This is a genomic window from Skermanella pratensis (genome assembly GCF_008843145.1).
GTDB classification, from domain to species: Bacteria; Pseudomonadota; Alphaproteobacteria; order Azospirillales; family Azospirillaceae; genus Skermanella; species Skermanella pratensis.
Window position 1 is genome coordinate 1974854 of record NZ_CP030265.1, and the last position, 26070, is coordinate 2000923.

Sequence of the window (26070 nt, forward strand, 5' to 3'; positions counted from 1 at the left end):
TTGTCAGTTGAAGGCGGGAGCCGGTTCGGGCGGGGAGGGGCGGATCCCGGCGACCGCCGCTAATCCGCCCAACCTCGCGCCGCCTGCCCGGTTCAGCGTTCCGTCAGGTCGGTGTTGAGTGTAGTCAGCGCGCCGCGGGAGCTGTGTCGCCCGGCGTCTGGTTGAAGGAGGTCATGCTTTCGTCCATCTCGAAGGAGGGCATGTCCTGGACCTGCTCCTTGGTGAGGCCCGAGATCTGCACATCCTCCTGTCCCTGGCCCATCTTGAGCCGGGACGCGTCGATGGCGACCTGCTTCTCGCCGATGCCGAGGAACCCGCCGACTGCGACGATCACCCGCTGGGCCTTCCCGGACTGCGGGTCGATCAGGACGTCCTCGATCTCGCCGAACTCCTCGCCCTGGATACCGACCAGCTGCTTCCCGATCAGGGTCTCGGCACGGATGCCGTCCGGCGCGTCGGACCGGGGCGGCGGGCTCGCCATCTGTGCCTGCTGGCCGCCGGCCTGTCCGGCCTGCTGGCCCTTCTGCTGGTTACCGGCCTGCTCGACCTTCACCTGCGGCTTGCCGCCCTGCTGGACATCGACCTGCGCCTCGCCGGTCCGCTTGACGTTGACCTGCGGCTCGCCGGCACGCTGGACGGTGACCTGGGGCTCGCCCGCGCGTTCGACGTTCACCTGGGGCTTGGCCTGCTCGACCGTGATCTGCGGCTGCGCCTGCTGGACGTTGACCTGCGGCCTCGGCTGCTCCACCGTGACCGTCGGCTGGGGCTGCTGAACGGTGACCTGGGGCCGGTGCTGTTCCACCTGGACCTGCGGGGCAGGCTGTTGCACGACCACCTCGGGCGAGGACTGCTGGACCGCGACCTGCGTACGGTCGTCGGAACCGGTCGAGGCGGCGGCCATCCGTTCGACGTCGACGAGGATCAGCGCGATCGCCTCGCGCGCTTCGCGGGCGCCCTCGGCACCTTGCTTGCCCAGTGCCTGCTCGGCGGACTGGATGTTCTTCGTCAGCTGCTGGTTCTGCCCCTGGGGCATCGCCTGACGGATCTGCTGTATCGCCTGGCGGGCCTGCTGCATGGCCTGCTGCATGGCCTGCTGGCTCCGCTGACCCTGCTGGTTCATGGCTTGGTGCATCTGCTTCTCGGCATCCCGGAGCTGCTGCAGTGCCTGCCGCATCTGCGGATTCTGCTGCTGGGCCTGGCCAGCCTGCTGCTGGTTCTGCGGATTGGGCTGGTGCTTCTGGTTCTGCTGGGCCATCGCCGCCGGGACAGCGAGGCCGATGGTCAGGGCCGTCGTCAGCAGGAGCTTGCTACGCATGGATTGAATCCTTCCTTGTGATTTGCTTGTTCGGGTGTGGCTTGTCCCTCAAGGGGACGCCTTACTGGCCGTCGGACTTGGGAGGCACCGCCTCGATGGCGCGTTCGGTGCTTTCGAGCGTGCTCGGCACGCCAGCCGGTGATTCCTGCCTGTCGGCGGTCGAAGCCGCGGGGGCGGTGGTTTCCTGTTCCGCGGCCTCATCCTCGCCGCAGGCGGCGAGCAGCGGCAGCGCCAGAACCGCGGCCAGTGCCGGGCGTAAAAGGCGGCGTAGCAGATCGCCGGTGAACTGCTTGGTCATGGTGTGCTCCGATCTCCCGTTGCGTCAGCGTGTGCCGCGGCTGACGAGGTTTCCCTCGGCTGCCTCGGTGTCGAAAACCGGAGCCGCCGCGATCTGAGGCGGGTCCATCACGACGAGCACGGTGCCGTCCTGGCTGTTGACCATGACGTTGTCGGCGGGGATCTGGACCTGCTGTCCGCCCATCTCGTCCACCAGGGTGATGATCACCGCGTCGAGTTCCCCACCGGGCGCCACGAGAAGGTCGGACATCTGCCCGACGTGATCGCCGGAACGCGCGACGACATCGCGGCCGATGAAGGCCTGGAGCCGTGCCGAGCTTTCGTCCAAAGCCTGGCGTTCCGTCGTCCGGACGTCGGCGGTTCCCTGCCGCTCCACAGTCACCCGCGGCTCGGCCTGCTGGACGCGGACCTGCGGCTGTGCCTGCTCGACCTGGACCTCGGGCTGGGCCATGTTGACGTCAACGTCAGGTCGCGGCTGCTGGACGCGGACCCGGGGATCGGGCATCTGCAGGGTCACTTCCGGCTCGGCCCGGTCGACCTGGACCTGGGGACGGGGGACCTGGACGTTGACGTCCGGCCGCGCCTGATCGACGTTGACCTGGGGATGCGGCTGGTCGACCGCCACCCGCGGTTCCGGCACCCGCACGTCGACCTCCGGGGCCGCCTGGTTCACATCGACGTGCGGTGCGAACCGCTCCACCCGGACCTGGGGCTGGGCCTGCTGCACCTGGATCTCGGGCTCGGGCATCCTCACGGCGACCTGCGGCCGGGGCTGGTCGACATTGATGTCGGGGCGGGGCACCTGGATGGAGACCTGCGGCTTGGGCTGATCCACGTTCACGTTGGGATCGCCCATGTCGATCGAAACCTCGGGGCGGCGCTGGTTGACGATCACCTCGGGTTCGAACAGGCGGACGATGATCTCGGGCGGCTGCTGGCGAACCGTGATACGCGGCGCAGGCTGCTCCAGCGTGACCGTCGGCGGCTCCTGGCGCACGATGACCTGCGGCGCCTGCTGTTCGATGCCCACCTGGGACGGCCTCTGCTGCACCTCGACCTGGGGTGCCGGCTGCTGGACGGCGACACGCGGCTGTGCCGCCTGGACCAGGACCTGCATCCGGGCCTGCTCGGCACCGCGGCGGACCTGTTCATCGGCACGCGCGGCGGCGGTGCGGCTTTCCTGCTCGCCGGCCTCGCCGCGCTCGCGGATCGCGGCGAGGGAGGCGTCGACCTGTTTCCTGGCTTCCTGGAAGGCTTGGCTGGCCTGGGCGTTCTGCTGCACACGCGGCAATTCCGCCACCGCGACCAGCGCTCCCTTCATGTTCTCCAGCACCTGCTGGACACGGTCGCGGGCCTGCTGGATACCTTGCTCGCCGCCCTGGTTCCGGGCGCGTTCGAGATCCTGATAGGCTTGCCGCAGTTCGCCCTGAGCTTGGCGCAGCCGCTGCTGGGGGGCCTGGTCCCGGGCCTGCTGCCCTTGACCGGCCTGTCCTTGGTTCTGCTGGGCCCAGGCCGCAGGACTCGTCATGACGAGCAGCGTAGCGGCAGTGACCAGTATATGTGATCTCATGTGGCTCTCCTGCAGAGAAGGCAATAGTTCCACGTCGCGACGTCGGCCTGATGATTGCCTCACCGGGTCAAAGATCGCGTTTGATGTCTATTCGGGACACACCAGCATTACTGCTAGCGCCAAAGCTGGAATTGATTGCTTTGACTACGGCAACAGACTTTGCGGGAAAGTGTGATGTCAGGAAATTCCTGACTCCCGCAAGGTTTTTCCTGTCAGGCTACATTTCGCTCCGCCGGCACATCTTTGCAGATGCATCCAGACTTGCCCCTGACGCCTGATTCAAGCGGGCAACCCAACGACGTGAGAGCTTTTTCGGTCGAAGTTGTTGCACTGGGAACGTCGCCGCATCGGCCATGTCTGGCCGACGCTGGAGCCGGAATTCAAAACGCTAAGGAAGCCTCATGTTTTTTGATGATTGGACAGGCCTGCTGCGGACCCTCGTTGTCGGCGTGCTGGCCTACATCGCCATCATCATCCTGTTGCGCATCACGGGGAAACGCACCCTGTCGAAGATGAACGCGTTCGACATGATCGTGACGGTGGCCCTGGGCTCGACGCTGGCGACGGTTCTGCTGTCCCAGAGCGTGGCCTTGGCGGAGGGTATCCTCGGCTTCGCCGTCCTGATCTTCCTCCAGATGATCGTCGCCTGGGCGTCGGCCCGATGGCAGGGAGTCCGGGACCTCGTGAAGGCCGAACCGACGTTGCTTCTGCACAAGGGAAACATCCTCGACAAAGCCCTGCTCGATGCGCGGGTAGCGCCCGAGGAGGTGATGGCCGCCGTCCGCTCGAGCGGGTTCGCGAGCCTGGCACAGGTCGAGGCGGTCGTGCTGGAGACCGATGGAACCTTCAGCGTCGTCGGCCCGTCTTCCGACGGCTCCACCTCCGCCCTGGCCAACGTCCCCAAGCCGGGCCCGGCGGCGCATTCGTCCGATGCCGCGTGACGGCATCGAGCACTCCTGATCCCAACCGCAGGAACAACCGTGCAGGATACCGATCTGCAAGCCGCCGTGGATGCGGAAATCTCGACGGCCTGGGCGACGATCGACCAGATGATCGACTGGTCGATTTCCTTCCTGCCCAAGCTCGCCATCGGCGTCATCGTTTTCATCCTGTTCTGGCTGATCGGCAAAGGCGTGCGCATGGCCGCGCGGCGGGGAACCGCCGGAGGACCCGCACGCAATGTCGGCCTCGTGCTCGGCCGGCTGGCGCAGTGGGGGCTGACGCTGCTGGGATTGCTGGTCGCGGTGACCATCATGTTTCCCTCGGTCCGGCCGGTCGACCTGTTCTCGCTGCTGGGCATCAGCAGCGTGGCCATCGGCTTCGCGTTCAAGGACATCCTCCAGAACTTCCTGGCCGGCATCCTGATCCTGCTGCGCCAGCCGTTCCGCCTGGGCGACCAGATCGTGTTCAAGGAATTCGAGGGCACGGTCGAGGAGATCGAGACACGCACCACCATCATCAAGACCTATGACGGGAGGCGCGCCTATGTCCCGAACGGCGAGATCTTCACCAATGCCGTCGTCGTGAACACCGCCTACGGCATCCGGCGCAGCGAGTGCGATATCGGGATCGGGTACGGAGACGATGCGCGCCAGGCCGCCGCCGCGATCGTCGAGACCCTGCGGACTGTCGAAGGCGTCCGGCAGGAGCCGGCGCCGGAAGCCATCGCCGTGGCCCTCGCCGATTCCAGCGTCAACATCCGTGCGATGTGGTGGACCGACGCGCGCCAGCACGAGGTGCTGCGGGTGCAGCATGAAGTGATCATGGCGATCAAGGACAGGATGAGCGCCAGCGGCATCGATCTTCCGTTTCCCACCAGCGTGGTCCTGTTCCATGACCAGACCGAGGAGACCGATGGCGACCGAACTCGCCAGCGGGAGGGCTGGCCGTCCAGCCCGAAATCCCGGGCGCCCAGGACCATCGCGGGTACCCTGGCGCGGCAGCCGGCCGCTGACGGAAAGGATGCGGGCTGACATGGCGATCCCTACCTTCACGGCCGTCGTCGTCTTCGTCCTGGTGCATGTTTTCGTCGGGCGCCTCCGTTTCCTGGACGGCGTTCCCCGAAGCCGCTGGCTGTCCATGGTGGGCGGGGTGGCGGTCGCGTATGTCTTCCTTCACGTCCTCCCCGAACTGGGCGCCCATCAGCGGACGTTCGAGACCTGGGCCACGGACGCCGAGGTCGGTTTCCTGGAGTTCGAAATCTATCCGCTGTGTAGTGGCGGAACGTTGTTGGGATCCGGTCTGTTGGGCGATCAAGCCCGCAGCCGCCGCGCTAGCGGCGGGGCCCCGCAGGGCCAGGCTTGAGGGCCCACCGCCGTTCGGAACACCCTGATCATCGGTAAGCGGCGGATGTCGAACGATCCATGGAGGCCAGCCCCATTATCTCTGGCGCGCCGTGGATCTTCACCGACGCCCGATAGCCTTGACCCCGCAAGGCCACTGCCAGCTTCTCCAAGCTCTTCGATACCCACAGCAGTGGGCGCTCCGGGCAGCCCACCGTCATCGGCGCGACCAACTCCAGCAGAGCGCGCTCCAGCGTCGCATCTGTCTCCGTCAGCCGCTTGCGCCCGCCGCCCGGTCAGCGCGGGCGTGGCCCGGACGGCGGCACCCCGTCGGCGATCTCCTAGAGCCCGCGCCAGATCGTGCTGGGGGCGATCTCGGTAGCCCGTGCCACGGCGGCGATGCCACCATAGCCAAGCGCCTGGGCTTGGGTGGCGGCAAACATACGGCGCCTCCGCTGGTCAAGGCTGGGACGCAGAAGGGCGTATTGGTGGCGTAGCGCGGCTTCATCAATCATGAAGTCGAGGCTATCTACTGCGAGTCCCGCTGAGAATCCCCTCAACACCCCTCGACCGCATTCGATTCATTCATTTTGGCACGCTTCCTTAATTGCATGGCCGCTCCAGCGCGCCGTGTTCTTCGCTGCAAGACTTGACAAAGCCCCAGGGGTACGGAACCGGCGAGGACACCGGGGAACAGCCGGCCGAGACGGGTCCGGAGAGCCCCGGGATGCGCGCGCCGAGCCTGCCGCTCGCCCTTCGTCTCCCCGCCAACCTCTTGCCAGCACGGGTGAATCGGCGCCCTGCAACGGTCCCGTTTTTCTGGAGATCGTTCTGGAAACCCACAGAGATCCCCTGGTAACCCATTGATTCTGCTCGGGACGGATTGAGACGGCGGGAGACTGCTCCGGGCCGGGTTCCAGGCACGAAAAAGCCCGTTAAGCTTTTGACTTAGTGGGCTTTTCTGATGGTAGCGGAGGAGGGATTTGAACCCCCGACACAAGGATTGCATATTTCGGCTGAATCCGCCCTCTGATTTCGGGGGAAAGCGCCCCCCTGTTTCGGTTCAAACCGCCCTGCCGTTTCGGCGATTTCGCCCACACGTGGGAGTAGAGATGGGCGGCGTCTGATCCTGTACCGGCATCTACACTGGGGTCCTTGCGACAATGGGCAGGGAGGGTGGGATGCCGCGAGGGAGATCGGACATGCGACGCATCAGGGAAGTCTTGCGGCTGCGCGATGAGTTCGGGGCGAGCGTGCGCCGGATCGCGGCGGCATGCCGGATACCGCGCACGACGGTGCGCGATTACCTGCGCCGCCTCGAGAGCGCGGACCTGCGCTTTGGCGACGTGAAGGAGTGGAGCGACGAGGAGTTGGAACGGCGTCTGTTCCCGCCACCGCCGGCGCAGTCACGTCCCCTGCCGGACTGGGCAGCGGTCGAGCGGGACCTGGGCCGGCGGGGCGTGACGCTCCAACTGCTCTGGCAGGAGTATCTGGTTTGCCATCCCGACGGCTACCGCTACACCCAGTTCGTCCAGCGGTTCCGGGACTGGCAGGCCGCCCGGGCGGTTCCCCGGATGCGGCGCGACCATCTGCCGGGCGACGCGCTGGAAGTCGATTACGCCGGCATGACCCTGATGATCGGGATCGGCGCCGATTTCCGCCCGGCGCAGATCTTCGTCGCCTGCCTGCCGTACTCCGGCTACATCTACGCCGAAGCGACCTGGACGCAGCGGTCGGAGGACTGGCTGGCCTCCCACGTCCGGCTGCTGGAGCACCTGGGCGGTGTTCCGGCCCGCCTGGTGCCCGACAATCTCAAGGTCGGCGTCAGCCACGCCTCGTTCTACGATCCCACCGTCAACCCCGGCTACCACGACTTTGCCCAGCACTACCGGGTCGCCGTCGTCCCGACGCGGGTGCGTCAGCCGAGGGACAAGGCAGCAGTCGAGAATGCCGTTCTGCAGGTCGAGCGGCGCGTGCTGGCGCCGATCCGCGACACCGTCTTCGTCAGCCTCGACGCCGCCAACGCCGCGATCCGGGAGCGTCTGGCCATGCTGAACGCAGCACCGCTGAGCGGCGACAAGGACAGCTGCCGGGCGCGGATCCTGGCCGAGCGGGAGCGTGCCCATCTGCGGCCGCTGCCGGCGGACCGCTTCGTTCCGGGAACCTGGAGCCGCTACAAGCTGGCGCCCGATTACCATGTCGTGATCGACGGCGCCGCCTACTCGGTGCCCTACACCGCGATCGGCAAGACGGTCGATGTCCACGCGACCGCCGCCCTGATCAGCATCTTCCTACGTGGGCGGCGCATCGCCTGCCATCCCCGGGCTTCGGCCGGCAGCCGGACGACGCTGGAAGCTCACCAGCCGGCCTCCCATCGCGCGGTGGCCCGCTACACGCCGGAACACCTTCAGGGCGAGTTCGCCGCGGTCGGCTCGGCGGCAACCCTGCTGTTCGAGCGCATCTTGGCGGCGGCGGAACATCGCGAGCAGGCGGTGCGTGCCGGTCTCGGCCTGCTCCGGCTCGGCGGCGCTCATGGCGCCGACCGGCTGGAACAAGCCTGTCAGGCCGCCCTGGAAGCCAACGTCCGATCCTGGCGCTACGTCCAGCGCTGGCTCACCACCGGCGGTCCGCCGCCAGCCTCATCCGACGGCTTGGGCGAGCACGCCAACCTGCACGGCCCCTCTTACTACCGGAACTGAACAAGGAGACCCGAGAGCATGAAGCATCCGACCCACGAGGCTCTGCGCCGGCTTCGGCTGTACGGCATGGCGCGCGGCCTGGAAGATCTCGAGCGCCAGCCCGAACGCAACCAGCTCAGCTTCGACGACCAGCTTGCCCTGCTGGTCGAGCGCGAGACGGCGGAGCGAGCCAACACCGCCCTGGCCAGCCGGCTGAAGCGGGCCCGGCTGCGCCAGACCGCCTGCCTGGAGGATCTCGACTGGCGCACGCCGCGCGGCCTTGATCGCACGCTGATCCGCGATCTGGCGAGTTGTCGCTGGGTTCGCGAGCACCAGCCGCTGCTGGTGACCGGCCCAACCGGCATCGGCAAGACGTTCCTGGCCTGTGCGCTGGGCAACCAGGCGGCTCGGGAAGGTTACGGCGTCTTCTACACCCGGCTGACGCGCCTGCTCGATGATCTGGCGACCGCCCGGCTCGATGGCTCGCTAGCCCGTGTCCTGCGCCGCCTGGCCCGCCTGGAGGTGCTGATCATCGATGACTGGGCCATGACTGAGCTCACCGCGGCTCAGCGGCTCGACCTGATGGAAGTGATCGACGACCGGCATGACCGTGCCGCCACGGTGCTGGCAACCCAGATCCCCGTGGCGAACTGGCACCGGTCGATCGGAGACCCAACGACTTCATGATGCCTTCCTCCGTGATGGACTGGTGTGTCGAACCAGGGCCCGAAGTTCCGGGATCCGCTCGTCATCGAGCGTGATCTGCCAGGGCATGCCCTTGGCAAGTTGATGGCCGGAAAGCCATCCCCTCTTCAACCATTTGAAGATGGTCTGGCCGGTGATCCCGAGGGCCTCGGCGGCCCCTGTACCGAGTAGGATCCATCCGGCCAGCGCATCGGATTGGGAGCCATCCCGTTGATCTTGACGGTCGGGATACTCCACCGCTTGCGCAGCATGTGAATCAGCCCGTGTTCGAATGTCGTGCCGCGCGGCGTCAGAAAACCCTCGGCATTGAGGACGGCAGCGATTTCGGCGTCCATCCGGCCCGCCGCGTTGAGGGCGCGCACGCGGCTCTCCAGTTCCTCGACCTGGGCATAATTGTCATAGGCGTGCACCGTGCGCCGAAAATCGTGATCGCTGACCGCTCCGGTCTGCCAGACCAGGCGGACCAGGACGCGACCGGGCGACCGCTTCTGGTCCAGGATGGCTTCTTGCAGGACCAGGCGCACGATGCGTTTGCGATCCGCCGCGGTCGTCGTCGGCGCGTGCCAAACGTCATCGACGCACTCGCCGAGCGCCAGGATCTCGGCCCGGCCGGCATCGTCCAGTGCCAGCGGCTGTTCCCGGCGCCAGCGTTCGTATTCCTCCTCGACCTGTTCGACGGCGCGTAGTCGTTCCTCCCAGCCCCGCTCCAGCGACCGGGCGACCAACCGGTTCTCCGGTTCGACCGTGTCGTACTGGCGGCGGGCGCGTTCCGCCTCATACCGGGCGCGCTCGCGCTTGAGCGCCCATTGCCGCTCCAGCAGGCGGGCCTCCTCTTCGATCTCGCCCAGGGCGGCGACAGCCAACGCCACCTGATCAGGCGCCAGCGCCGCCAGGACCAGGCGCTCGACCTCGGCATCGAGCGGCAGGGCGCGGACTTCCTGGCAGGTTGGATCGCCCCGCTGGCTCTTGTCGGCGCAGCAGCGATAGACCGGGTATTCGCCGTGCGGGCCGGAATACCCCAGGGTCATCCGGCGTCCGCAGCGTCCGCAGACGGCAATGCCCTGGAGCAGGGCCATGCCCTTGCGGGGCACCCCCCGGTGGTTGGCTTCATAGCGGTTGATGTTGTCCGACAGCCGTTTGCGGTTGGCCATGAACTCCTCCCAACTGATGTAGCCGGGGTGTGCGTCGATCAGGCATACCGGCCAATCCTCCGGAGCCCGCGTCACGGTCCCGCTACGCGGCGATCCGGAGCGCCGGCGACCGGGATCCTGCCAGTGCCGGCCGTAGACGTAGGCCCCAGCATACCCCGGGTTCTTCAGGATGCTGCGCATCCGGCTGCCGTCGGCCGGCTGCCACACCACCGCGTGCGGCGCGGGCCCCCGCAACGGCCGCATCGGCAGGTTGAACCGCGCCGGGTTTATCGGAGGCCGATTTGGTTGAGTCACGCCGCCTTAGCGACGTGCTCGGTTTGAGCATAGTAGCGTGCTTCGGCCTCGGCAGGCGGAATGTTGCCGATGGGTTCGAGCAAGCGCCGGTGGTTGAACCAATCCACCCATTCCAGGGTGGCGAACTCGACGGCTTCCAGGCTGCGCCATGGCCCGCGGCGTCGGATCACCTCGGTCTTGTAGAGGCCGTTGATCGTTTCGGCCAAGGCATTATCGTAGCTGTCGCCGACGCTTCCCACGGAGGGCTCGACACCGGCCTCGGCCAAGTGCTCGGTGTAGCGAATGCTGACATATTGCGACCCGCGGTCGGAATGGTGGATGAGGCCGCTGCCTTTGGCTGGCCGGCGATCATGGAGCGCCTGCTCCAGGGCATCCAGGACAAATCCGGCGTGTCCGGTGCGCGAGACCCGCCAGCCGACAATCCGCCGCGCAAACGTGTCGATGACGAAGGCGACGTAGACGAAGCCCTGCCACGTCGCCACAAACGTGAAATCCGCCACCCACAAGGCATTTGGACGTGGTGTCTGGAACTGACGGTTCACGCGGTCAAGCGGGCACGGCGCCGATCGGTCACTGATCGTGGTGCGCACCGCCTTGCCGCGCATTGCCCCCTTCAGACCCATGAGCCTCATCAGCCGGGCCACCGTGCAACGCGCCACGTCAATTCCCTCCCGCTGTAACTGTCGCCAGACCTTCCTGACCCCATAGACCTGGAAGTTCTCATCCCAAATCCGCCGAATAGCCCCGCTCAGCTCCGCATCGCTTCGCCAGCGGGCCGGAGCCTTGGACGGGTCGGTCCGCCGGGCGGCATGAGCGCGGTAGGTCGACGGGGCGATCGGCAGCACATTGCAGATCGGCTCGACCCCGTGGACGGCGCGATGCTCGTCGATGAAAGCAATCATTTTCTGAACGGGCGGTCGAGCTCCGCCTGGGCGAAATACGCGGAGGCCTTGCGAAGGATCTAGTTCGCTTGGCGAAGTTCCCGAACCTCACGTTCCAGCGCCTTGATCCGCTCCTGTTCATCGGTCGTCGGGCCGAGCCGCTTGCCCTGATCGCGCTCAGCCTGCCGGACCCAGCCCCGCAGTGTCTCCGCCGTGCAGCCGATCTTCGCCGAAATCGAGCTGATCGCCGCCCACTGCGAGGCGTGCTCCCCTTCGTGCTCGAACACCATCCGCACCGCGCGCTCGCGGACTTCAGGGGCGTATTTGGGTGATGCCTGTTTCGTCATGATGACCCCAGTCTCTCAAGAAATGGGGCCTCCGGTAAACCCGGTGCGGTTCAGTGTTTCTTTTTCTGGCGAGGCCGAGGTGAGATAGAATGCCAGCTCAGTTGTCTCACTCAAGCTGCGTCGGATCAGCAGCCCTTTCATAAGGTCTCTGAGACAGCGTCGCGGCTCGGTAAGGCGATGATCGATGTTATTCCGGGCGCAGCCGAACTGGAAGCCATATTCCCTGAAGTTGAACTGGTCGGAGGGCGAGACGGAACGGATCGGAACCAGCTTAACCACGTTTGGGGCCACTTGGCAGTACACTTGGTTTGATTGAAGCGCCCACCGGAGGAGCGTTCAGCCTTTCCTGTCGGAGGAATTCCAGTTCGAGGGGATGGCAAGGCCGGCCTTCCTCAGCCCGTCGGTTATCTTGGCGATGATGGCCGGATGTATGTTCCGCCGTTCAAAGTCGGACACCGCTTTGTCGGCGAAACCCGGATCTATCCGCAGGATCTCATCGACCTCGTGCCTGGCGGCGGCGTTTTGTCCAGTCTGTCCATAGATCATCGCCAGTACGACATGGGTGTAGACGAGATCCGGCATTCCAATCCTCTGGGCCTCCGCCAGAGCCTCGTCGTACCGGCCATGGATGTAGTGGAACAGGACGAGGATGAGACGATACCAGCCCGGCTGGGCCGGGTTGCGCTCGTACGCCTCCCTAATGAGGGGAATGCCTTTGTCCCAGTTCCCGATGAGACTGTAGGACCTGCCAAGATCGCCAAGGATTTCGCTGTCGTTGGGATTGAGAGCATGAGCCCGCTCGTACGCGTCAATGCTCAGGAGCGGCTCGCGCCGAAGCCAATGGGCAAGCCCGGCAGCTTGGAGTGGCAAGGGGTTGTCCGGCGCGAGTTCCCTGGCGTGGTTTGCCAATTTCAGGGCCGTGTCGAGCGGATCGGGCCGTGCGGTGTTCGGGTTGAAGCCAACGCGCGCCTCGTCGATGTAGATCATGGCGAGGGCGGCCCAGGCATCCGCGTACTGGGGATCGCTCTGGATCGCGCGTTCCAGGCAGGTTCGGATCCGCCCATGCAGATCCACGCCCGGCAGGCGCCAATAGTCACGGGCCCGCAACATGCACTCGTAGGAGGACAGCGACTCCGGAGGGAGCCCGGCGCTATTTAGAACCTCCTTGTTATAGATCACGCCATGTGGTTGCGCCAGGACGCGGGCGACCTGCATGGCCATGTCATGCCGTAGGTCGATCATGTTGCCGGGGGTGAATTCCCTGCGGAAGCGATCGGACCAGAGATACTGATTGTCCGCGGCTTGAAGCAGTGCCACGTTGATCTGGATCTGGCTCCCGACCCTGCTGATGCTGCCCTTCAGCACGTAATCGACGTGTACGTCCGGAACGGCGTCCCGCAGGGCCGGCTCGGTGCGGTAACGGAAGCTGGTTCCGGCACCGAAGACGAGCACGTTCTTGAAGCGGATCAGCCCGCCGATCACCTCCTCGGTGATGCCTTTGGCAAAGATGTCCTGCGCTGGGTCACCACCATCGTTCTCAAACGGCAGAACCATAAGCGATGGAGTCTGCTGGGTGATTGTCCGCCCCTCTTCCGAGGTCCGGGTTTGGAGATAAACAGCCGCACCCATCAGCGCAACGACCAGCACGGCCGCCAGCGACAGGATGCTGGTCATGAGGTGTGGTCGCCTAAGAGACAGCAGGCGTGGCGTCGTTACCGGAGGATGTGGGGAAACCGTCACCGCCAGAGCCTGATCCTCAGCCTCTCTGGGCGAATTCTCTCTAGCCAAATTCTCTCTGGCCAAATTGATTTCGCCCGGCTGCCTCCCATCCGTCTGGTCGTTGTTCCCCAGGATTTGCGGACCAGAGAGTACGGGGTCTTTCGTCGTGGTGAACCGTGGTACGTAGCCGCCCTTTGGGATCGTGATCCGGACCGGGTCCGCAGCTCCCTCGGTCAAGTAGTAGTGCTCCAGGCAGCGGCGGAGCCGGCCGGCCTCAATCCGAACCACCGGGTCGATTCCGGGGTCGAAGCTTGGATCGCGTCCAAAGACATCAACCGCGATGGTGTAGGCTTTGATCTGGTCGGCGTGCCCGGCAAGAGTTTTCTGTACGATGAACTTCAGGAACCGTCGCTTCCGTTCGGAATTGATGAACTCGTGACTGCCGATCACGCGCTGAAGCGCATCTTGAATGACCTGGGGCGGGATCGCTTCGTCGGTATCGTATGACATGGGATTCGCCTGGCCGTTGGTCACGCTCGCACTGGGCTAGATCATGCGTCGGCAAAAACTTCAGGGTACATAGAATATTCTGTCTGCGGTAAATGGGAACTTCCCCAAAAATCAGACTCCTGGGGGTTATCGGAGTTCTGCAAAAATAGAGTGGCCTTACACTGCCGCACGATTACCTTGGATCGTTCCACCTGTGATTACTGCAAAAAAACACCGTATTTGATGTTATCCTGTTTCAAAAAAAACTGGACAGACCGCAAAAGAATTATGCGTCGGTATCTTTCAGTCTCAATTTGGCAATTGCTTGGGTGCCGAGCCTTGCGTACGCAGTATGTTACCGTATCAAATTTACGGTTGCATGCTTTACCGGTCCGGGCTGCCTGATGCAACCTCCATCGCAGTACTTTTGCCCGCCCTCCTTTCAAATCTTGCCAGATCCAAGATGCCTTGGGACCCGCTGTACCTGAAAGGGCGGTCGCTCCAGGGGGGCACTTCGAGAGGCCGCGAGGTGGCCGTGTATGAGAACTTCATGAACTTCGGGCGGAAAGCGACGGACACCGCATCAGTCGGAAAACACGCGTCAGTCACGATCCGGAATGGGGGCAATGGCATTCCGGCAGAATCTGGCTCGTAAACGTGGCTGGCGGCTCTCCGGGTCTCGCACCTCCCCAGCCTAAATGAGCTTTCCTCCAGAACCGGCAGGAGCATCCATGTCGGACAGGGTACGGTACGTCGTCGCACGGTTTCCGGACCTGGCGCTCGCCATCAAGCAGTACAGTTCGGACAATCGCTTTTTCCGAGGACTATGCGAGGACTACGGAGAGGCGGTTGAAGCCCAGCGTGACTGCGAAATGTTGAGCGGCCCCGCGGCTTTGGAGCGTGCCGGCGCCTGCCGAGAACTCATCATGGATCTCGAGCGTGAAATCCTGCTTGACCTGCATCGGTCAATCGATGGCTGCTGACGTCCTGCTTGAACCGTATCGGCGGACCGACAGACGGCACAGGCCTGAACTGTGCGGAGGAGCCGGACCGACCAGGGGAGCAGGTTACCGTAGCCAACTTCCGCCGGCCGGCGCCTCGTTCCATTCTCTCCCCTCGACGGACGCCTTGACCTTGAAGACCTTCATCAGAACCTGACGTTGGAGACCCCATGGATTTCTCGGTCATCGATCTCGAAACTGTCGCCACGCTCCTTCTGCTGCTCCTGATCGGCATAGGTCCGAAGATCGCGCTGGTGCCGTTCCTTGAGAAGACGAAGAAGTTTGCGCCGGACCAGCAGGTCGCCATAGGCCGACGTATGGTGATCACAGCCGTAGTGGCGGCGGTGGCGGTCTTCATCACCGGCGGACTGCTGCTGAGGCTGCTGCACATCACGACCGGCGCCGTCGCGGTGGCCGGCGGCATCATCCTGGCGCTGATCGCCGTGAAGATGGCGCTGGGCAACGAGGAGGTAGTGGAACAGCACGAGGCGCCGGCTGACCCCGACAAGCTCGCGGTCTATCCGCTGGCGATCCCGTACCTGTTCAATCCGGTCGGCATCACGGTCCTGATCATCGCGTCCGAAAGCGTGCACTCCATCGCGGCAGCGGCGCTCGTGCTGGGCCTGGTGCTCCTGGTGGGCGCGTTCGACTACCTGATCTTCAGCAACATCGACAAGATCGCCAAGCGGATCAATCCGACGTCGTTGGTCGTCTCGGAAATCGTCTTCGGCGTTCTCCTGACGGCGGTGGCAGTGCAACTCTTCGTCTATGGCCTCCGGCTCCTGGAAATCATCGAACCGGCAGTGGCTGCGCACTGATCGACTGGCTTCAGCATCCGAAGCTGGCACGATCGCGCGGTGATGATCGTGTCCGGATCGACGCACCGGAGGAAGCAATCGGACCGACTGTCGCGCTCGGCAGCACTTGGCCTGACAGAACTGACATCGGGAGAGATCAACATGACAAAGGTCGCCACCCCCAAGGAGTTGCCCGTTGCGCCATCGAATGCCTCCTCGCCAGAGGACGGCGCTGAACCGGCAAAGCGAGAGAAGCCAACCACGGGCGGCAATCCCCTGCGCCGCACGGCGATGGTGGTGATCGCGATAGCGTTCCTGCTCTTTGTCCTGTCGATCTTCATGGAGCGGTTGACGCCATCCACCTCTCAGGCGGTCGTCCAAGCCTACGTGGTCCGCATGGCCCCCGAAGTCGCTGGGCGGATCATCGAGGTCGGGGTGGTCGATAATGCTATCGTCGCAGCTGATCAAGTGCTGTTCCGCATTGACCCCGAGCCCTACATCATCGCGACTCGCGAAGCCGAGGCTGGCCTGGCACGTATCGGTCAGACCATCGGCGCCTCGACGGCGGCGGTGGATTCGGCCCAGGCACGCCTTGTCGAGGTCACGGCGAACCGCAACAACATCCGCGATCAGGCGCAACGGGCTGTGGAACTGGTCAAACGAGGTGTCTATGCGCGCGCCAAGGAAGACGAGGCTAAAGCGTCGCTTCAGGCCGCTGACGCCACGGTGACCCGCGCCGAAGCCGATCTCGCCAAAGCGCGGCAGGAGCTCGGCCCCGCGGGCGAGAACAATCCAGACCTCCAGGCAGCCCTCGCCGCACTGGAGCGGGCTCGCCTCAATCTCTTCCGCACGGCCGTATCCGCTCCCAGCGCCGGCGTCGTCACCAACCTCCAGCTTGCGGTCGGCGAAACCGTCTCTGCCGGCGAGTCCGCCATGACTTTCATCGACGCGGCCACGATCTGGATCGCTGCGGCCTTCAAGGAGAACAGCCTCCAGTTCATGAGTCCCGGAGATCAGGCGCGGATCGTCCTGGACTCGCTGCCCGGCCAGGTGTTCGCGGCTCAAGTCGAAAGCGTTGGATGGGGCGTATCCGGCAACAGCGTGGATCCGGTGACGGGACTGCCGACCATCCGCAATCAGAGCGGCTGGGTTCGGGAGCCGCAGCGATTTCCCGTTCGCCTGATCTTCGACGGCGGACATCCGGTCGGTGTCCGCTACGGTTCGCAGGCCAATGTCGTGATCTACACGGGAGAGAGCAACCCCGTGATGAACGCCCTCGGCGGTCTGTGGATCCGGATCATCTCGGTGCTGACCTATGTCAGCTGACGCGGATGGATTGGCCCAAACTTATGACGTGGCGCCGGCCCGGCGGCAGGGGCTGCGGATCGCCCTGGCGGTCGCTGCCAGCTTCACCGTCGCCGTTGCCCAGGGCGAGGTTATTCCGTTCCTCGGAGCCATTTTCGCCGTCCAGTTTCTGATGGCGAGCCGACGGCCCATGCGGATTGCCCAAGCAATTGGTTTCGTTGCGGTGATGGTGCTGGCGGGCCAGGGCTTCATGACCCTTACCGGCCTTCTCGGAGAGCGCCCGATCGCCTTTCTGCTGGTGCTCGGCCTGATCTACTTCGCCTGTTTCGCAGCACAACTCAATGGCCGCGGCGGCCCGGCTCCTGCGCTGATCCTCACCATCGGGGTGATCGCACCCCTGCTCGGGGTTCTTGATCAGGATCTCGGCACATCCATCGTCGTTATTCTCGGCAAAGCGGCGGCCAATGGCATCCTGTTCGCATGGCTTGCCCACGCGGCCTTGCCCGATCCGGGCGGCGCCGACGCTGAACCAACCCTGTCGGCGGCAGTCCGTCCGGAGGCGGCGCGGATGGCTTTCGCGAACACCGTCATCCTTCTCGTCGTCCTCACGTTCTGCCTGGTCAACAACGATCTCTCGACTGCCGCTGTCCTGCCGCTGACGGTCATCTCGCTCCTCGGCCAGATCGACCTTGCGACCAGCCTGCGTACGGCATTTGGTCTGGTGATTGTCAATCTGCTTGGAGGGATCGTCGCCTCGATAGCCTTCACGATCGTCGAACTGCGGCCGGAACTTCCCTGGCTGTTCCTGATCCTTCTGGTCGTCAGCCTCCTTTTTGGAGGGCGGGCAGCGGCCGATGTGAGGACCGGCAAAGTCTATGCGGGTGTACTTATCACCTTCCTGATCCTGTTCGGGCTCGGCATCTCGCCACTGCCCGGGAGCAGCGCCGAGGCGTTTTCAACCCGCATTGGTTTTGTTCTCTCAGGCATCCTCTACACGCTTGTTATGGCTGGTCTGATTTGGCCTAGGCGGCTGGAATGACTTCCTGCTGCGTGCAATGCTGCTCTGGAGTGGCTTCTTCGGCGCTGGACGCCTTGGGCATGCAAACCTGGGATACATCAAGACACACGCGATGAAATAGCCTGACATGCTCTCCAGATCAGGGCTTTGGCTCGCCATGGCTGTGGTGTGTCTAGCCCGGATTATTCACGAAGGCGGTGGGTGTGGCGCGAGCCCCTGAGCGGGCGTAGGATTTGGTTGTCAACGCCAATCCGAGCCCGCGGGAGCGCCCACCCACCTTGACGGAAGATACGCTTATCCTGCCCAGCCTGTCACCGCTTGGTGACAAGCCGATTTCAGCCGTCATCGACGACCGGTGCACCTCCGCCGATGGCGGCCTCCTGCTGTTCCAGGAGGTCGAACGACGCCTGAACCTTGCGGACCGCTTGGCGGCTTGCCTGCGGGATCCGCGGCAGCCGGGGAAGATTACCCATCGGCTCGATGAGATCCTGCGGTTTCGCATGCTGGCGATTGTCGCCGGCTATCCCGACGGCAATGACTGCGACGTGCTGCGCGGCGATCCCGTCTTCAAAATGGCGCTCGACCGGCCACCGGTTACGGGACCGGCCCTGTGCTCCCAGCCGACCGTCTCCCGCATCGAAAACATGCCGCGGCGCACCGAACTCTATCGCATGGCCCAGGCGATGCTCGACCTGTACTGCGATAGTTTCCCGATCGTCCCTAACCACCTCACCCTGGATCTCGATGAAAGCTTTGATCGGGTCCACGGCGAGCAGCAACTGCGCAAGTTCAACGCCTATTACGATGACTGGGGCTTTCTGCCGCTCCACATCTTCGACACCAGCGGCCGGCTGGTCGTGTCCGTGCTGCGGGAGGCGGCGACGCCGAGCGGCCGCGAGATCCTGGCCCTGGTGAAGCGGGTGGTCGGCCATCTGCGCGAGCGGTTCCCGCGGGTCCGGATCCGTCTGCGCGGCGACAGCCACTATGCCTGTCCGGAAGTGATGAGCTGGTGTGAGGCCAACGGCCTGGAGTACATCTTCGGCCTGTCCGGAAACGCCACCCTGGCGGCCTGGGTCCAGACGATCGAAGCGCGTATGGGCGCGCGCTATGCCACGCGCCGCGCGGCCGAGCCAGCTGGGTTCAAGCTGCGCCGCTACATGGATTTCCAGGGTGGGGCCAAGTCCTGGAAATGCCAGCGCCGGATCGTCGCCCGGGTCGAAGCCGGACCTGACGGGGTCGACACCCGCTACATCGTCACCAACCTGACCGACCGCCGGGCGCAGCGGCTCTACGAGCGGAAATACTGCCAAAGGGGCCGGATGGAGAACCTGCTGAAGGCCCATAAGCTTCACCTGGCCTCCGATCGGACCTCCTGTACGAGAGCCTGCGCTAACCAAGTCCGGCTCTTTCTGCATGGGGCCGCCTATTGGTTGCTCTGGACGTTCCAGAGCCTCATGCCGAAGCGCTCGCCCTGGCGCGTGGTTCAGTTCGATACCCTCCGGAACAGGCTGATCAAGCTCGTCACCGAGGTCACCGAAACGGCCGATCGCATTCGAATAGCCCTGGCCCCGGTGTTCCCGGTCGAGGATATCCTCACCGTCGTCTCGACGCGCCTCGCCCGGTTCGTCACCTGAGCGCCGGGCGATGTGCCCGCACCCAGGAACCCGTCCCCGCAACCCCAAACCCGCCGCCCCATCTCGCCATCAAGACCCGGCCGCACGGACATCGGAAAACCTACAATTGAACTACCGCCAGGAGAGCATCACCCTATCCGCTTCGCTGGTGAATAATCCGGGATAGTCATCCCGGGTTGCGGACCGCTCACCCGCTCAAGCGCGGTGCCAGTTGTGGCGGAGAAACAGGCCAGTGGGCATTGTCACGGGAACGGTGGCGCTCCGTCGGCGACGACAATATTATGCTTGAATGCAACCGATCTCGTACGCCCGCCACCAGTTTCCGCCCGCCGTCATCCAGCACGCGGTTTGGCTCTATCTCCGGTTCACGCTGAGCTACCGGGACGTCGAGGATCTGCTGGCGGAGCGTGGGCTGGATTTCTCCTACGAGACGATCCGGCGCTGGGTGGGCAAGTTCGGGCCAGTGATCGCGCGGAACTAGCGGCGGCTGCGCCCCAGGCCCAGTTCACGCTGGCATCTCGATGAAATGGTGGTGCGGATCAACGGCAGGCAGATGTACCTGTGGCGGGCGGTCGATGATGAGGGCGAGGTGCTGAAGATCCTGATCCAGCGCCGGCGGAACAAGGCTGCGGCCCGAAAGCTCATCCGCAAGCTGCTCCGAAAGCACGGCTTTGCTCCGACCCGGGTAACGACCGATAAGCTGCGCTCGTACGGGGCCGCGTTCAAGGAGATCGGCCTGAGCGCCGACCATGAGCAAGGCGCTCGCAGGAAAAACCGGGCCGAGGTGTCCCACCAGCCGCTCCGCCGACGAGAACGTAAGATGCAGAGGTTCAAGTCGCCGGGTTCCGCCCAGCGCTTCGTCTCTATGCATGCCGCCACCTACAACACCTTCAACATCCAACGCCATCTGATGTAATTGCTCACGGGGTTGTGGGCGTCCGTCGTTCAAGCGATAGCGAAGTCGCCGTCGATGAGGTTGCGGACAGCGCTCCAGGCTGACGTCCCCTGCAGCCTTGCGGTTCCGGTCACGGATCGGTATCCGGCGTGGATTTTCGGCCCCCATTGAGATCGGAAGCCGTTTGTGACCTTGCGGAACACGACGGAGGGTCGGATTTCCTGTTCGGAGCGGTTGTTGGTCGGCGGAACCCGCCGGTCCTTGAGGAAGACGAAGAACTTGGAGCGCCATGCCTTGATCTGGCGCTGGAGTTCCCGGCCGGCGGGATGGGCGGCCGGCACGCCGACGAGCGCATCGAGGCGGTTGTCGGCCTTGGCGGCGTAAGCGGCCAGCGTGCTGTCCTTCAGGCTGGAACGCCGCTTGCCGACGCGGATCGCCCAGCGCAGGAGGTCGCGGATTTTCGGGGCGACGACGGTGTCGCCGCAGTCGATGGCATACTGGACGTCGCGCAGCACATGGGCGAGGCAGACCTGGTGGACCTGGCCCAATTCCTGTTGCCCGGCATAACGGTCGGAGACCCAGACCTCGGGCCGGACCTCGCCCAGCACCCGCTCCGCCACCGCCCGCCCCCGGCTGGGGACGATCTCGTGCAGCACCGCCGTGTCGGAATGGAACACCCACTGCCAACAGGTCACGCCGTCGACCCTGGTCGTCGTTTCGTCCGAGGCGATGACCGGCGCAGTCAGGAGCTTGGCCTTGATCGCCGTGCACGCCGTCTCCAGGGCGTCGCCCATCCGCCGGAAGCTGTTGGCGACGGCGCCTTCGGAGATCGTCAGTCCGAACACCTCCTTCAGCATCCGCGACAACCGCTCGAAACCGACATGATGGCTGTGGTGCAGGTAGGCCAGAAGCGACCGGATGCCAGGCCCGAACGGTGTGCCCGGCGGCATGGTCGCCGGAGGGGCGGCCCGATACCGCTTGCCGCAGCACCGGCAGCGCCCGCCGAACAGCTCGACCCGCGTGACCACCGGCCGGATGACCGGCAGGTCGATATGGTCGTAACGGTGACGGCACCCCTGTTCCGCTTCACCAACGGCCTCGCCGCAATGGGGGCAGGCGTCCGCCAGCCGCCGTTCAGTGCGATCCGGCTCCTCGGCCAGCGGGCGCGACGTTCCGGGCCGGGACGGACGCGCTTTCCGGCGCCGTGCCGAGGCCTCCTCCCGGTTCTTGCGCCCGGGACCGTCCGAGGATGGCGGCTGGTGCGAATTCGACGACGTCTTCTTCGGCTTGCCAACCAGCGATTCCAGTTCCGTCACCCGCGCCACCAAGCGCTGGATCAACGCCGCCTGATCAGCGATCAGGGCGTCCTTCGCGGCTTCGGTCAGGCGATACGATGGCGGCTTCTCCATCCATACGTTGACTCATATTCTGAGCCCCCTGGCAACCCCTTTCGCCAACCCCGTGAGCAATTACCATCTGATTTCCCGCCGAACTCTGAGCACCTTCCGGGCGCAGGCCAGGGCCGACTGGAACGCTGCGGCCGCTGCTGCGTGAGGGCCGCCCAAAACTCAGGGCCTCTGCGAGCCTGCCCCGTTCCCGTGACAATGCCTCCCGACCGACTCCACGATCGCGTCGAACGCGACGTCCAGGCGACGCGCCCGCCGCGCCGCCTCGCGGAAATGGGGGCTTCGTGTGGAAATCTGGTAGTCCGGGATCTTTCGAAAACCCGCGAACCCCTTGGGCAGGATGCGGCGCCAGACATAGGTGGCGCCGCGGCGGGCGAGATGGGTAAGCGAAGCCATGCCGGTCTCCTGGCCGGGCGCGGCGCCGGGGATCGCTGGCACAGGAAACTGGCACAGGCGATTGGCCGGACCGCGCCGGATGTTGGGACGGCGTGCCAGTCGCGCGGCTTAAAGCCTAGGAGGAAGCAGGATTCTCAAGGAGGTTTGGTTGGGGGACTAGGACCCCCAACTGGGTTAGCCCGAAAGCCTTGAAATCCGGCGCATTCCGCGCGCCGCCGTCGACGCTGATGGGGGACATGACGGCACAGGTAGATGGCACAGTCAACAGTGAGAATGATTTTCCATAAGAAACAACCTCGGCGTGCTCATCGAACCGTTTGTTCGACACTCACCGGTACGAAGCGTATTTAGGGGCGAAGATCGCGGTGGGATTGCACATCGCGCAGTGAAAATTGCGCCCGCGCAGGACAAAATACCCTCGTAAGAAAATCCAATCCAGCGTTTTAACATTAGAAATCAATCAGTTAAAGTTACGTAACCATGAGATATCGCGCAATTGTTCTCCTTTGTGTGATACAAGCACTTCCATGAGCGCCGATCCTCGTCCAGGCGGGCGTAAATTCGACCGGAATCATCCTGTCCGTTTGAGATGTGGCGCTCGATCCAATCAGGGATGCCCTCAACTTCTTCCAATTGGCCGGCAATCCTTCATCTCCGGCGGACAGTTCAGCCAGAGCCCTGTAGAGAAAGCGCCGGTCGGAGAATTCCGCGGCGATCGCCTCGGGACTGCTGCGCAGAAGAGTGATGCGCGGCAGAAGACTCTCGAAAACGGCGGACACCTCGTCTCGCAACCTGGGCTGGACTAAGTTGCGTGGTGTTGAAGCGGCTTCCAAAGCGAGTGCCTCGGCTGCGGCCCGGTTCCGGGCTTCCTCCACAAGGGCGCTTTGCAGTGCGTCGAGTTCAGTGCGGGCCTTGGCTTCGTTCCAGACCTCGGCATTCTCCCGTTCGGCAATGGTCAACTTCAATCGGGCAAGCTCGACCCTGAGAGCCGCTTCTTTGGCTTTTGCGGTAGCTAGTTCGGATTCGACCAAACGTAGCCTGAGTTCTGTGCTTGAGCTTCCGCTACACGCAAGTACACCGGCAAGGACACTGGCGACTCGCGTCAGCAATGATCCGGATTGCTGCGGCCCATGTTCAAAGCGAATGAACCAGTCGGGAATGACGTCATCGACCGGCTCGCCCAGATAGCGCCCAGTCCTGATTACTTTGAAACCGACCGCGCCCAGACGCGACGCAGCCTGTTCGCATTCCAGTCCGGAACCTTGGATCAGAAGATAGGCTTCGTCCGCTCCTTCGATGACTGTGAACCTGCCCTCTGCCGGCTGGGAGCGAGGGGTGGAAGCGGTGCTTCCGGGGATGATCGCCGGACCGGCGATGTCTATCCGGGATCCTTCGAGGAGTGGGTAGGCGAGCCCTCTCCAGATCACTCCGGCAACCTGATCCGGCAGAAGAACCTTTCGGCATACCCGCCCCTCCAAGAATTGCTCACCTTCAAAAACTTTGATACTTATAGTTGGCGTATCGTTGTCCGATTGCATGGTTAACGCCCGATTAGCCGCACGGATCCACTATCTCGCGTTTCTTGATGGTATCATTCAACCAATGAATATCCTGCAACAAGTCGCGCCCATCATCTCCAACCCTATCACGATAGCTGCCGTTATCGGAGTGCTCGTCATCTGGGCTGGCCTGTCGGGTTGGAAACTGCAATCACGTTCGAAACACCTTGTCAGGGCGTTGGATCTAGCCAGGGAAGAGTTGGAGAAAGCGTCCGATGTCGCAGCGTTCTCCAACCGCTACCCGGAGACGGACGCAGCCCTCGAACGCAATTCAGTGCTTGGTTCGCGCTGGAGGGAGTTCCGGGAGTCCCTGCTGATTCCCCATACATCCGGACGGCCGATCCGGACAACCTCCCGTCCGGAGGTCTGGTTCGATCTCGGTTTGTTGCGGGTGCCAGGCATCGATATCGATCTGCGCTACCATGCGGCGATGCCCAATCTGCTGGTCGGAGCAGGCTTGCTCTTCACCTTCATTGGCCTTTCGGCAGCACTTGCAACGGCGGGCGGTGTAGTGACGGGCACCGCCTCGGTGCGGAACGACGCGTTGAAGCTGTTGTTGGAGACTGCCTCGTTCAAGTTCGTGACGTCGTTGGTGGGCATGTTCCTGTCCATCGTCTACGCGGTTTTGCGAAAGCGGGTTTTGAACGGTGTCGAACGAGCTCTCGACAAGTTCAGGACCGCTCTCGAAGAGCGAATTCCCTTGATGACGCCGGCCGCGCTTCAACAAGAAGCGAACGCGTTGCTGGAGCGTCAGAACACCCAGCTTGAAACATTTTCGACGGAACTTGCCCTCAATTGGGAACTGCGTTCGACAATACCTTCAACGAGCGGCTGGCGGAGCATGTTGGCCCACTGACCGAGGCCATACGCACCCTGGCCGACGGCATGGCGTCGCGGAACGAACAGGCGATGACGGCCATGCTCGACACGTTCCTGCAACGTCTCCAAGGGGGAACGGGAGATCGCATGCAGGAAGTGGCGGAAAGCCTCGCCGGGCTGGGATCTCGCTTGGAGGGATTGCAGCAGGGACTGGGAGAGGCGGCAGTAAAGATGGCGCAATCCGCCGATGCTATGGCAGTCCGGATGGGAGAGGGAGCCGAGGCCGCTCTGTCCCGGATCACCGACCAGGTGAGTGGACTGACCGAAACCCTGCGCGTAATGGCCGAGCAGAGCAGGACGGCCGGCTCGCAGGCCGGTGAGCAGATGGCCTCGCGAATCGAGGCCGCCGCAGCCGGCTTCGAGGATTCCGCGCGTGCCGTCGCCGCGACCTTGGAGCGAGCCGCCGAAACCATGGAAAGCTCGATGGGGCGTCAGGCGGAGGAGACCGGTGCCCGGCTGACTGAAAAGGTCGAAGCCATGACCGCCGAGCTTGCCGCCCTTGCCGAGAGCAGTCGGGCGGCGGGCACGGAGGCATTTGGCCAACTCGCCGCCCGCGTCACGGAGTCGAGCGCTGCCCTCGAACAGACGATCGGGCGGATCGCCGTCCATCTCGAAAGCTCAGCGGCGGAGGGTGGTAACGCCCTGGGCCGCGGTGCGGAACAGGCCGTCACCCGCATCGCCGACGCGACGGAAGGCATGCGCAGCGAGCTGCAGGCCATGATGGCCGAGCTTAGGGCGTCTCTTGGCAAGGCGGGTCAGGAACTGCGCGACAGCGGAACAGCGAGCGCCGCGACCCTGAGGGATGCTCTTGGCGAGGCTGGAGAATCGGTGGCCGTGGCGCTCGGACAAGCGGCCGACCGCCTGAGCCGTGCGGGCGGCGAGGCTTCCGATGCCCTCAGCCGTGGGGGAGAAGCGGCTGCCGGGTCCATGCGCGGTGCCGGAGGCGTTCTCGGCGAGCGCGCCGGCGGTCTCGCCCAGCAGATCACGGCGTTGAGCGAAACCGTTCGGGATCTCGGCGCCCGTGGAGCCGAGTTCGAGCGCGCCGCCGCCGGAGCCGCCGGTCCGCTCGCCCAGTCCGCGGCGAACCTCAATGCGGCGAGCCAGACGATCCGGTCCGCCGTGGACCCTCTGGCGGCGGCATCCAGCGGCGTCGGGCGGGCGATCGAGCAGGTAGCGGGCGCCTCCACCCGCTTCGATACCGCGGCGGCGTCCGCATCGCGGCTGGTCGAAAGCCTGAACAGCGCGGCCCAGCGCTTCGAGGGTGTCGATCGCGAGCTGGCGAATACGCTCGGCGCATTGCAGACCGGCCTTCAAGGATTCACCCGCGGCATCACGGAGTTCGTCAGCGGGACCGACCAGAACCTTTCCAAGGCCGCGACCCAGCTTGCCAGCCTGATCAAGAGCCTTGAGGCGATTCTCGAAGACTTTGAGCCGGCCCGGGTCCGCTGAGGG

The 26070-nt window shown here is 64.4% G+C and carries 20 protein-coding genes, 3 pseudogenes and 1 other annotated feature; of the genes and pseudogenes, 13 read left to right on the forward strand and 10 right to left on the reverse strand.

All coding sequences use genetic code 11. The features are described 5' to 3' along the window. Positions 1–124 precede the first annotated feature (124 nt). The 3 genes from DPR14_RS08945 to DPR14_RS08955 all read right to left on the reverse strand — a co-directional run bounded on the left by DPR14_RS08945 (position 125) and on the right by DPR14_RS08955 (position 3182). Entirely contained in the window at positions 125–1315 is a 1191-nt protein-coding gene (locus tag DPR14_RS08945) for a PRC-barrel domain-containing protein (RefSeq protein ID WP_158044834.1), read from the reverse strand. Between the two features lie 61 nt (positions 1316–1376). Continuing rightward, positions 1377–1613, reverse strand: coding sequence for a hypothetical protein (locus DPR14_RS08950; protein WP_158044835.1), 237 nt, complete (start codon positions 1611–1613; stop codon positions 1377–1379). A gap of 24 nt (positions 1614–1637) precedes the next feature. Then, positions 1638–3182: a PRC-barrel domain-containing protein gene (locus tag DPR14_RS08955; RefSeq protein ID WP_158044836.1), complete on the reverse strand. Its 1545-nt coding sequence runs from the start codon at positions 3180–3182 to the stop codon at positions 1638–1640. 401 nt (positions 3183–3583) lie between these two features. Here DPR14_RS08955 and DPR14_RS08960 point away from each other — a divergent pair, with 401 nt between their 5' ends. Genes DPR14_RS08960 through DPR14_RS27785 form a run of 3 tightly spaced genes read left to right on the forward strand, consistent with a single transcriptional unit; the run spans position 3584 to position 5486 of the window. Further along, a complete protein-coding gene (locus DPR14_RS08960) occupies positions 3584–4123 on the forward strand; it encodes a DUF421 domain-containing protein (protein WP_158044837.1) in 540 nt (179 codons plus the stop codon). 39 nt (positions 4124–4162) lie between these two features. After that, a complete protein-coding gene (locus DPR14_RS08965; protein WP_211103948.1) occupies positions 4163–5155 on the forward strand; it encodes a mechanosensitive ion channel family protein in 993 nt (330 codons plus the stop codon). A 1-nt stretch (position 5156) separates the two neighbouring features. Then, complete coding sequence (locus DPR14_RS27785) at positions 5157–5486, forward strand: hypothetical protein (RefSeq protein WP_211103949.1); 330 nt, start codon at positions 5157–5159, stop codon at positions 5484–5486. Between the two features lie 103 nt (positions 5487–5589). Here DPR14_RS27785 and DPR14_RS29050 read toward each other — a convergent pair. Next, positions 5590–5979 (reverse strand): annotated as a pseudogene (locus tag DPR14_RS29050) (ISAzo13 family transposase); the annotation flags it as partial. A gap of 666 nt (positions 5980–6645) precedes the next feature. Here DPR14_RS29050 and istA point away from each other — a divergent pair. Then, on the forward strand, positions 6646–8163 hold the full coding sequence (istA, locus tag DPR14_RS08975; RefSeq protein WP_158044838.1) for an IS21 family transposase: 1518 nt from the start codon (positions 6646–6648) through the stop codon (positions 8161–8163). A gap of 18 nt (positions 8164–8181) precedes the next feature. Then, positions 8182–8829, forward strand: coding sequence for an IS21-like element helper ATPase IstB (istB, locus tag DPR14_RS08980; RefSeq protein WP_158044839.1), 648 nt, complete (start codon positions 8182–8184; stop codon positions 8827–8829). Between the two features lie 125 nt (positions 8830–8954). Here the strand turns inward: istB and DPR14_RS08985 are convergent, their stop codons facing one another. The 3 genes and pseudogenes from DPR14_RS08985 to DPR14_RS08995 form a co-directional block, all read right to left on the reverse strand. Beyond that, positions 8955–10232, reverse strand: a complete 1278-nt coding sequence (locus DPR14_RS08985) for a recombinase family protein (RefSeq protein WP_192499362.1) — start codon at positions 10230–10232, stop codon at positions 8955–8957. Between the two features lie 56 nt (positions 10233–10288). Beyond that, positions 10289–11520 (reverse strand): annotated as a pseudogene (locus tag DPR14_RS08990) (IS3 family transposase). Beyond that, positions 11120–11236 (reverse strand) — a sequence feature (AL1L pseudoknot). It overlaps the preceding pseudogene by 117 nt. Before the next feature lie 336 nt (positions 11521–11856). After that, a complete protein-coding gene (locus tag DPR14_RS08995) occupies positions 11857–13749 on the reverse strand; it encodes a hypothetical protein (RefSeq protein ID WP_158044841.1) in 1893 nt (630 codons plus the stop codon). A 710-nt stretch (positions 13750–14459) separates the two neighbouring features. Here DPR14_RS08995 and DPR14_RS09000 point away from each other — a divergent pair. From DPR14_RS09000 to DPR14_RS09025, 6 genes and pseudogenes are all read left to right on the forward strand, one after another. Then, complete coding sequence (locus DPR14_RS09000; protein WP_158044842.1) at positions 14460–14711, forward strand: hypothetical protein; 252 nt, start codon at positions 14460–14462, stop codon at positions 14709–14711. Positions 14712–14899: 188 nt separating this feature from the next. Further along, positions 14900–15547, forward strand: coding sequence for a MarC family protein (locus tag DPR14_RS09005; protein WP_158044843.1), 648 nt, complete (start codon positions 14900–14902; stop codon positions 15545–15547). 141 nt (positions 15548–15688) lie between these two features. Next, entirely contained in the window at positions 15689–16852 is a 1164-nt protein-coding gene (locus DPR14_RS09010; RefSeq protein ID WP_211103950.1) for an HlyD family secretion protein, read from the forward strand. Further along, positions 16842–17870 carry a DUF2955 domain-containing protein gene (locus DPR14_RS09015; RefSeq protein WP_158044844.1) on the forward strand — a complete coding sequence of 343 codons (1029 nt, stop codon included), beginning with the start codon at positions 16842–16844 and terminating at the stop codon, positions 17868–17870. Before DPR14_RS09010 ends, DPR14_RS09015 begins: the two co-directional genes overlap by 11 nt. Positions 17871–18127: 257 nt before the next feature. Beyond that, positions 18128–19483, forward strand: a complete 1356-nt coding sequence (locus DPR14_RS09020) for an IS1380 family transposase (RefSeq protein ID WP_158043756.1) — start codon at positions 18128–18130, stop codon at positions 19481–19483. A gap of 289 nt (positions 19484–19772) precedes the next feature. Further along, positions 19773–20396, forward strand: a pseudogene (locus DPR14_RS09025) (IS6 family transposase); the annotation flags it as partial. A gap of 32 nt (positions 20397–20428) precedes the next feature. Here DPR14_RS09025 and tnpC read toward each other — a convergent pair. The 3 genes from tnpC to DPR14_RS09040 all read right to left on the reverse strand — a co-directional run bounded on the left by tnpC (position 20429) and on the right by DPR14_RS09040 (position 23718). Continuing rightward, positions 20429–21787, reverse strand: coding sequence for an IS66 family transposase (gene tnpC / locus DPR14_RS09030; protein WP_158043476.1), 1359 nt, complete (start codon positions 21785–21787; stop codon positions 20429–20431). 159 nt (positions 21788–21946) lie between these two features. Next, the gene (locus tag DPR14_RS09035) at positions 21947–22180 is read right to left on the reverse strand and encodes a DUF6538 domain-containing protein (RefSeq protein ID WP_158044845.1); all 234 of its coding nucleotides are present in this window, start codon (positions 22178–22180) and stop codon (positions 21947–21949) included. Between the two features lie 470 nt (positions 22181–22650). Beyond that, positions 22651–23718, reverse strand: coding sequence for a hypothetical protein (locus DPR14_RS09040; protein WP_158044846.1), 1068 nt, complete (start codon positions 23716–23718; stop codon positions 22651–22653). On the opposite strand from DPR14_RS09040, the gene DPR14_RS09045 reads away from it, so the two are divergent. Both DPR14_RS09045 and DPR14_RS09050 read left to right on the forward strand, forming a co-directional pair. Continuing rightward, positions 23717–24595 carry a hypothetical protein gene (locus DPR14_RS09045; protein WP_192499363.1) on the forward strand — a complete coding sequence of 293 codons (879 nt, stop codon included), beginning with the start codon at positions 23717–23719 and terminating at the stop codon, positions 24593–24595. The genes DPR14_RS09040 and DPR14_RS09045 overlap by 2 nt on opposite strands. Next, positions 24535–26067 (forward strand): hypothetical protein, encoded by a 1533-nt coding sequence (locus tag DPR14_RS09050; RefSeq protein ID WP_158044848.1) that lies wholly within the window; start codon positions 24535–24537, stop codon positions 26065–26067. Before DPR14_RS09045 ends, DPR14_RS09050 begins: the two co-directional genes overlap by 61 nt. The last annotated feature ends 3 nt before the right edge of the window (positions 26068–26070 follow it).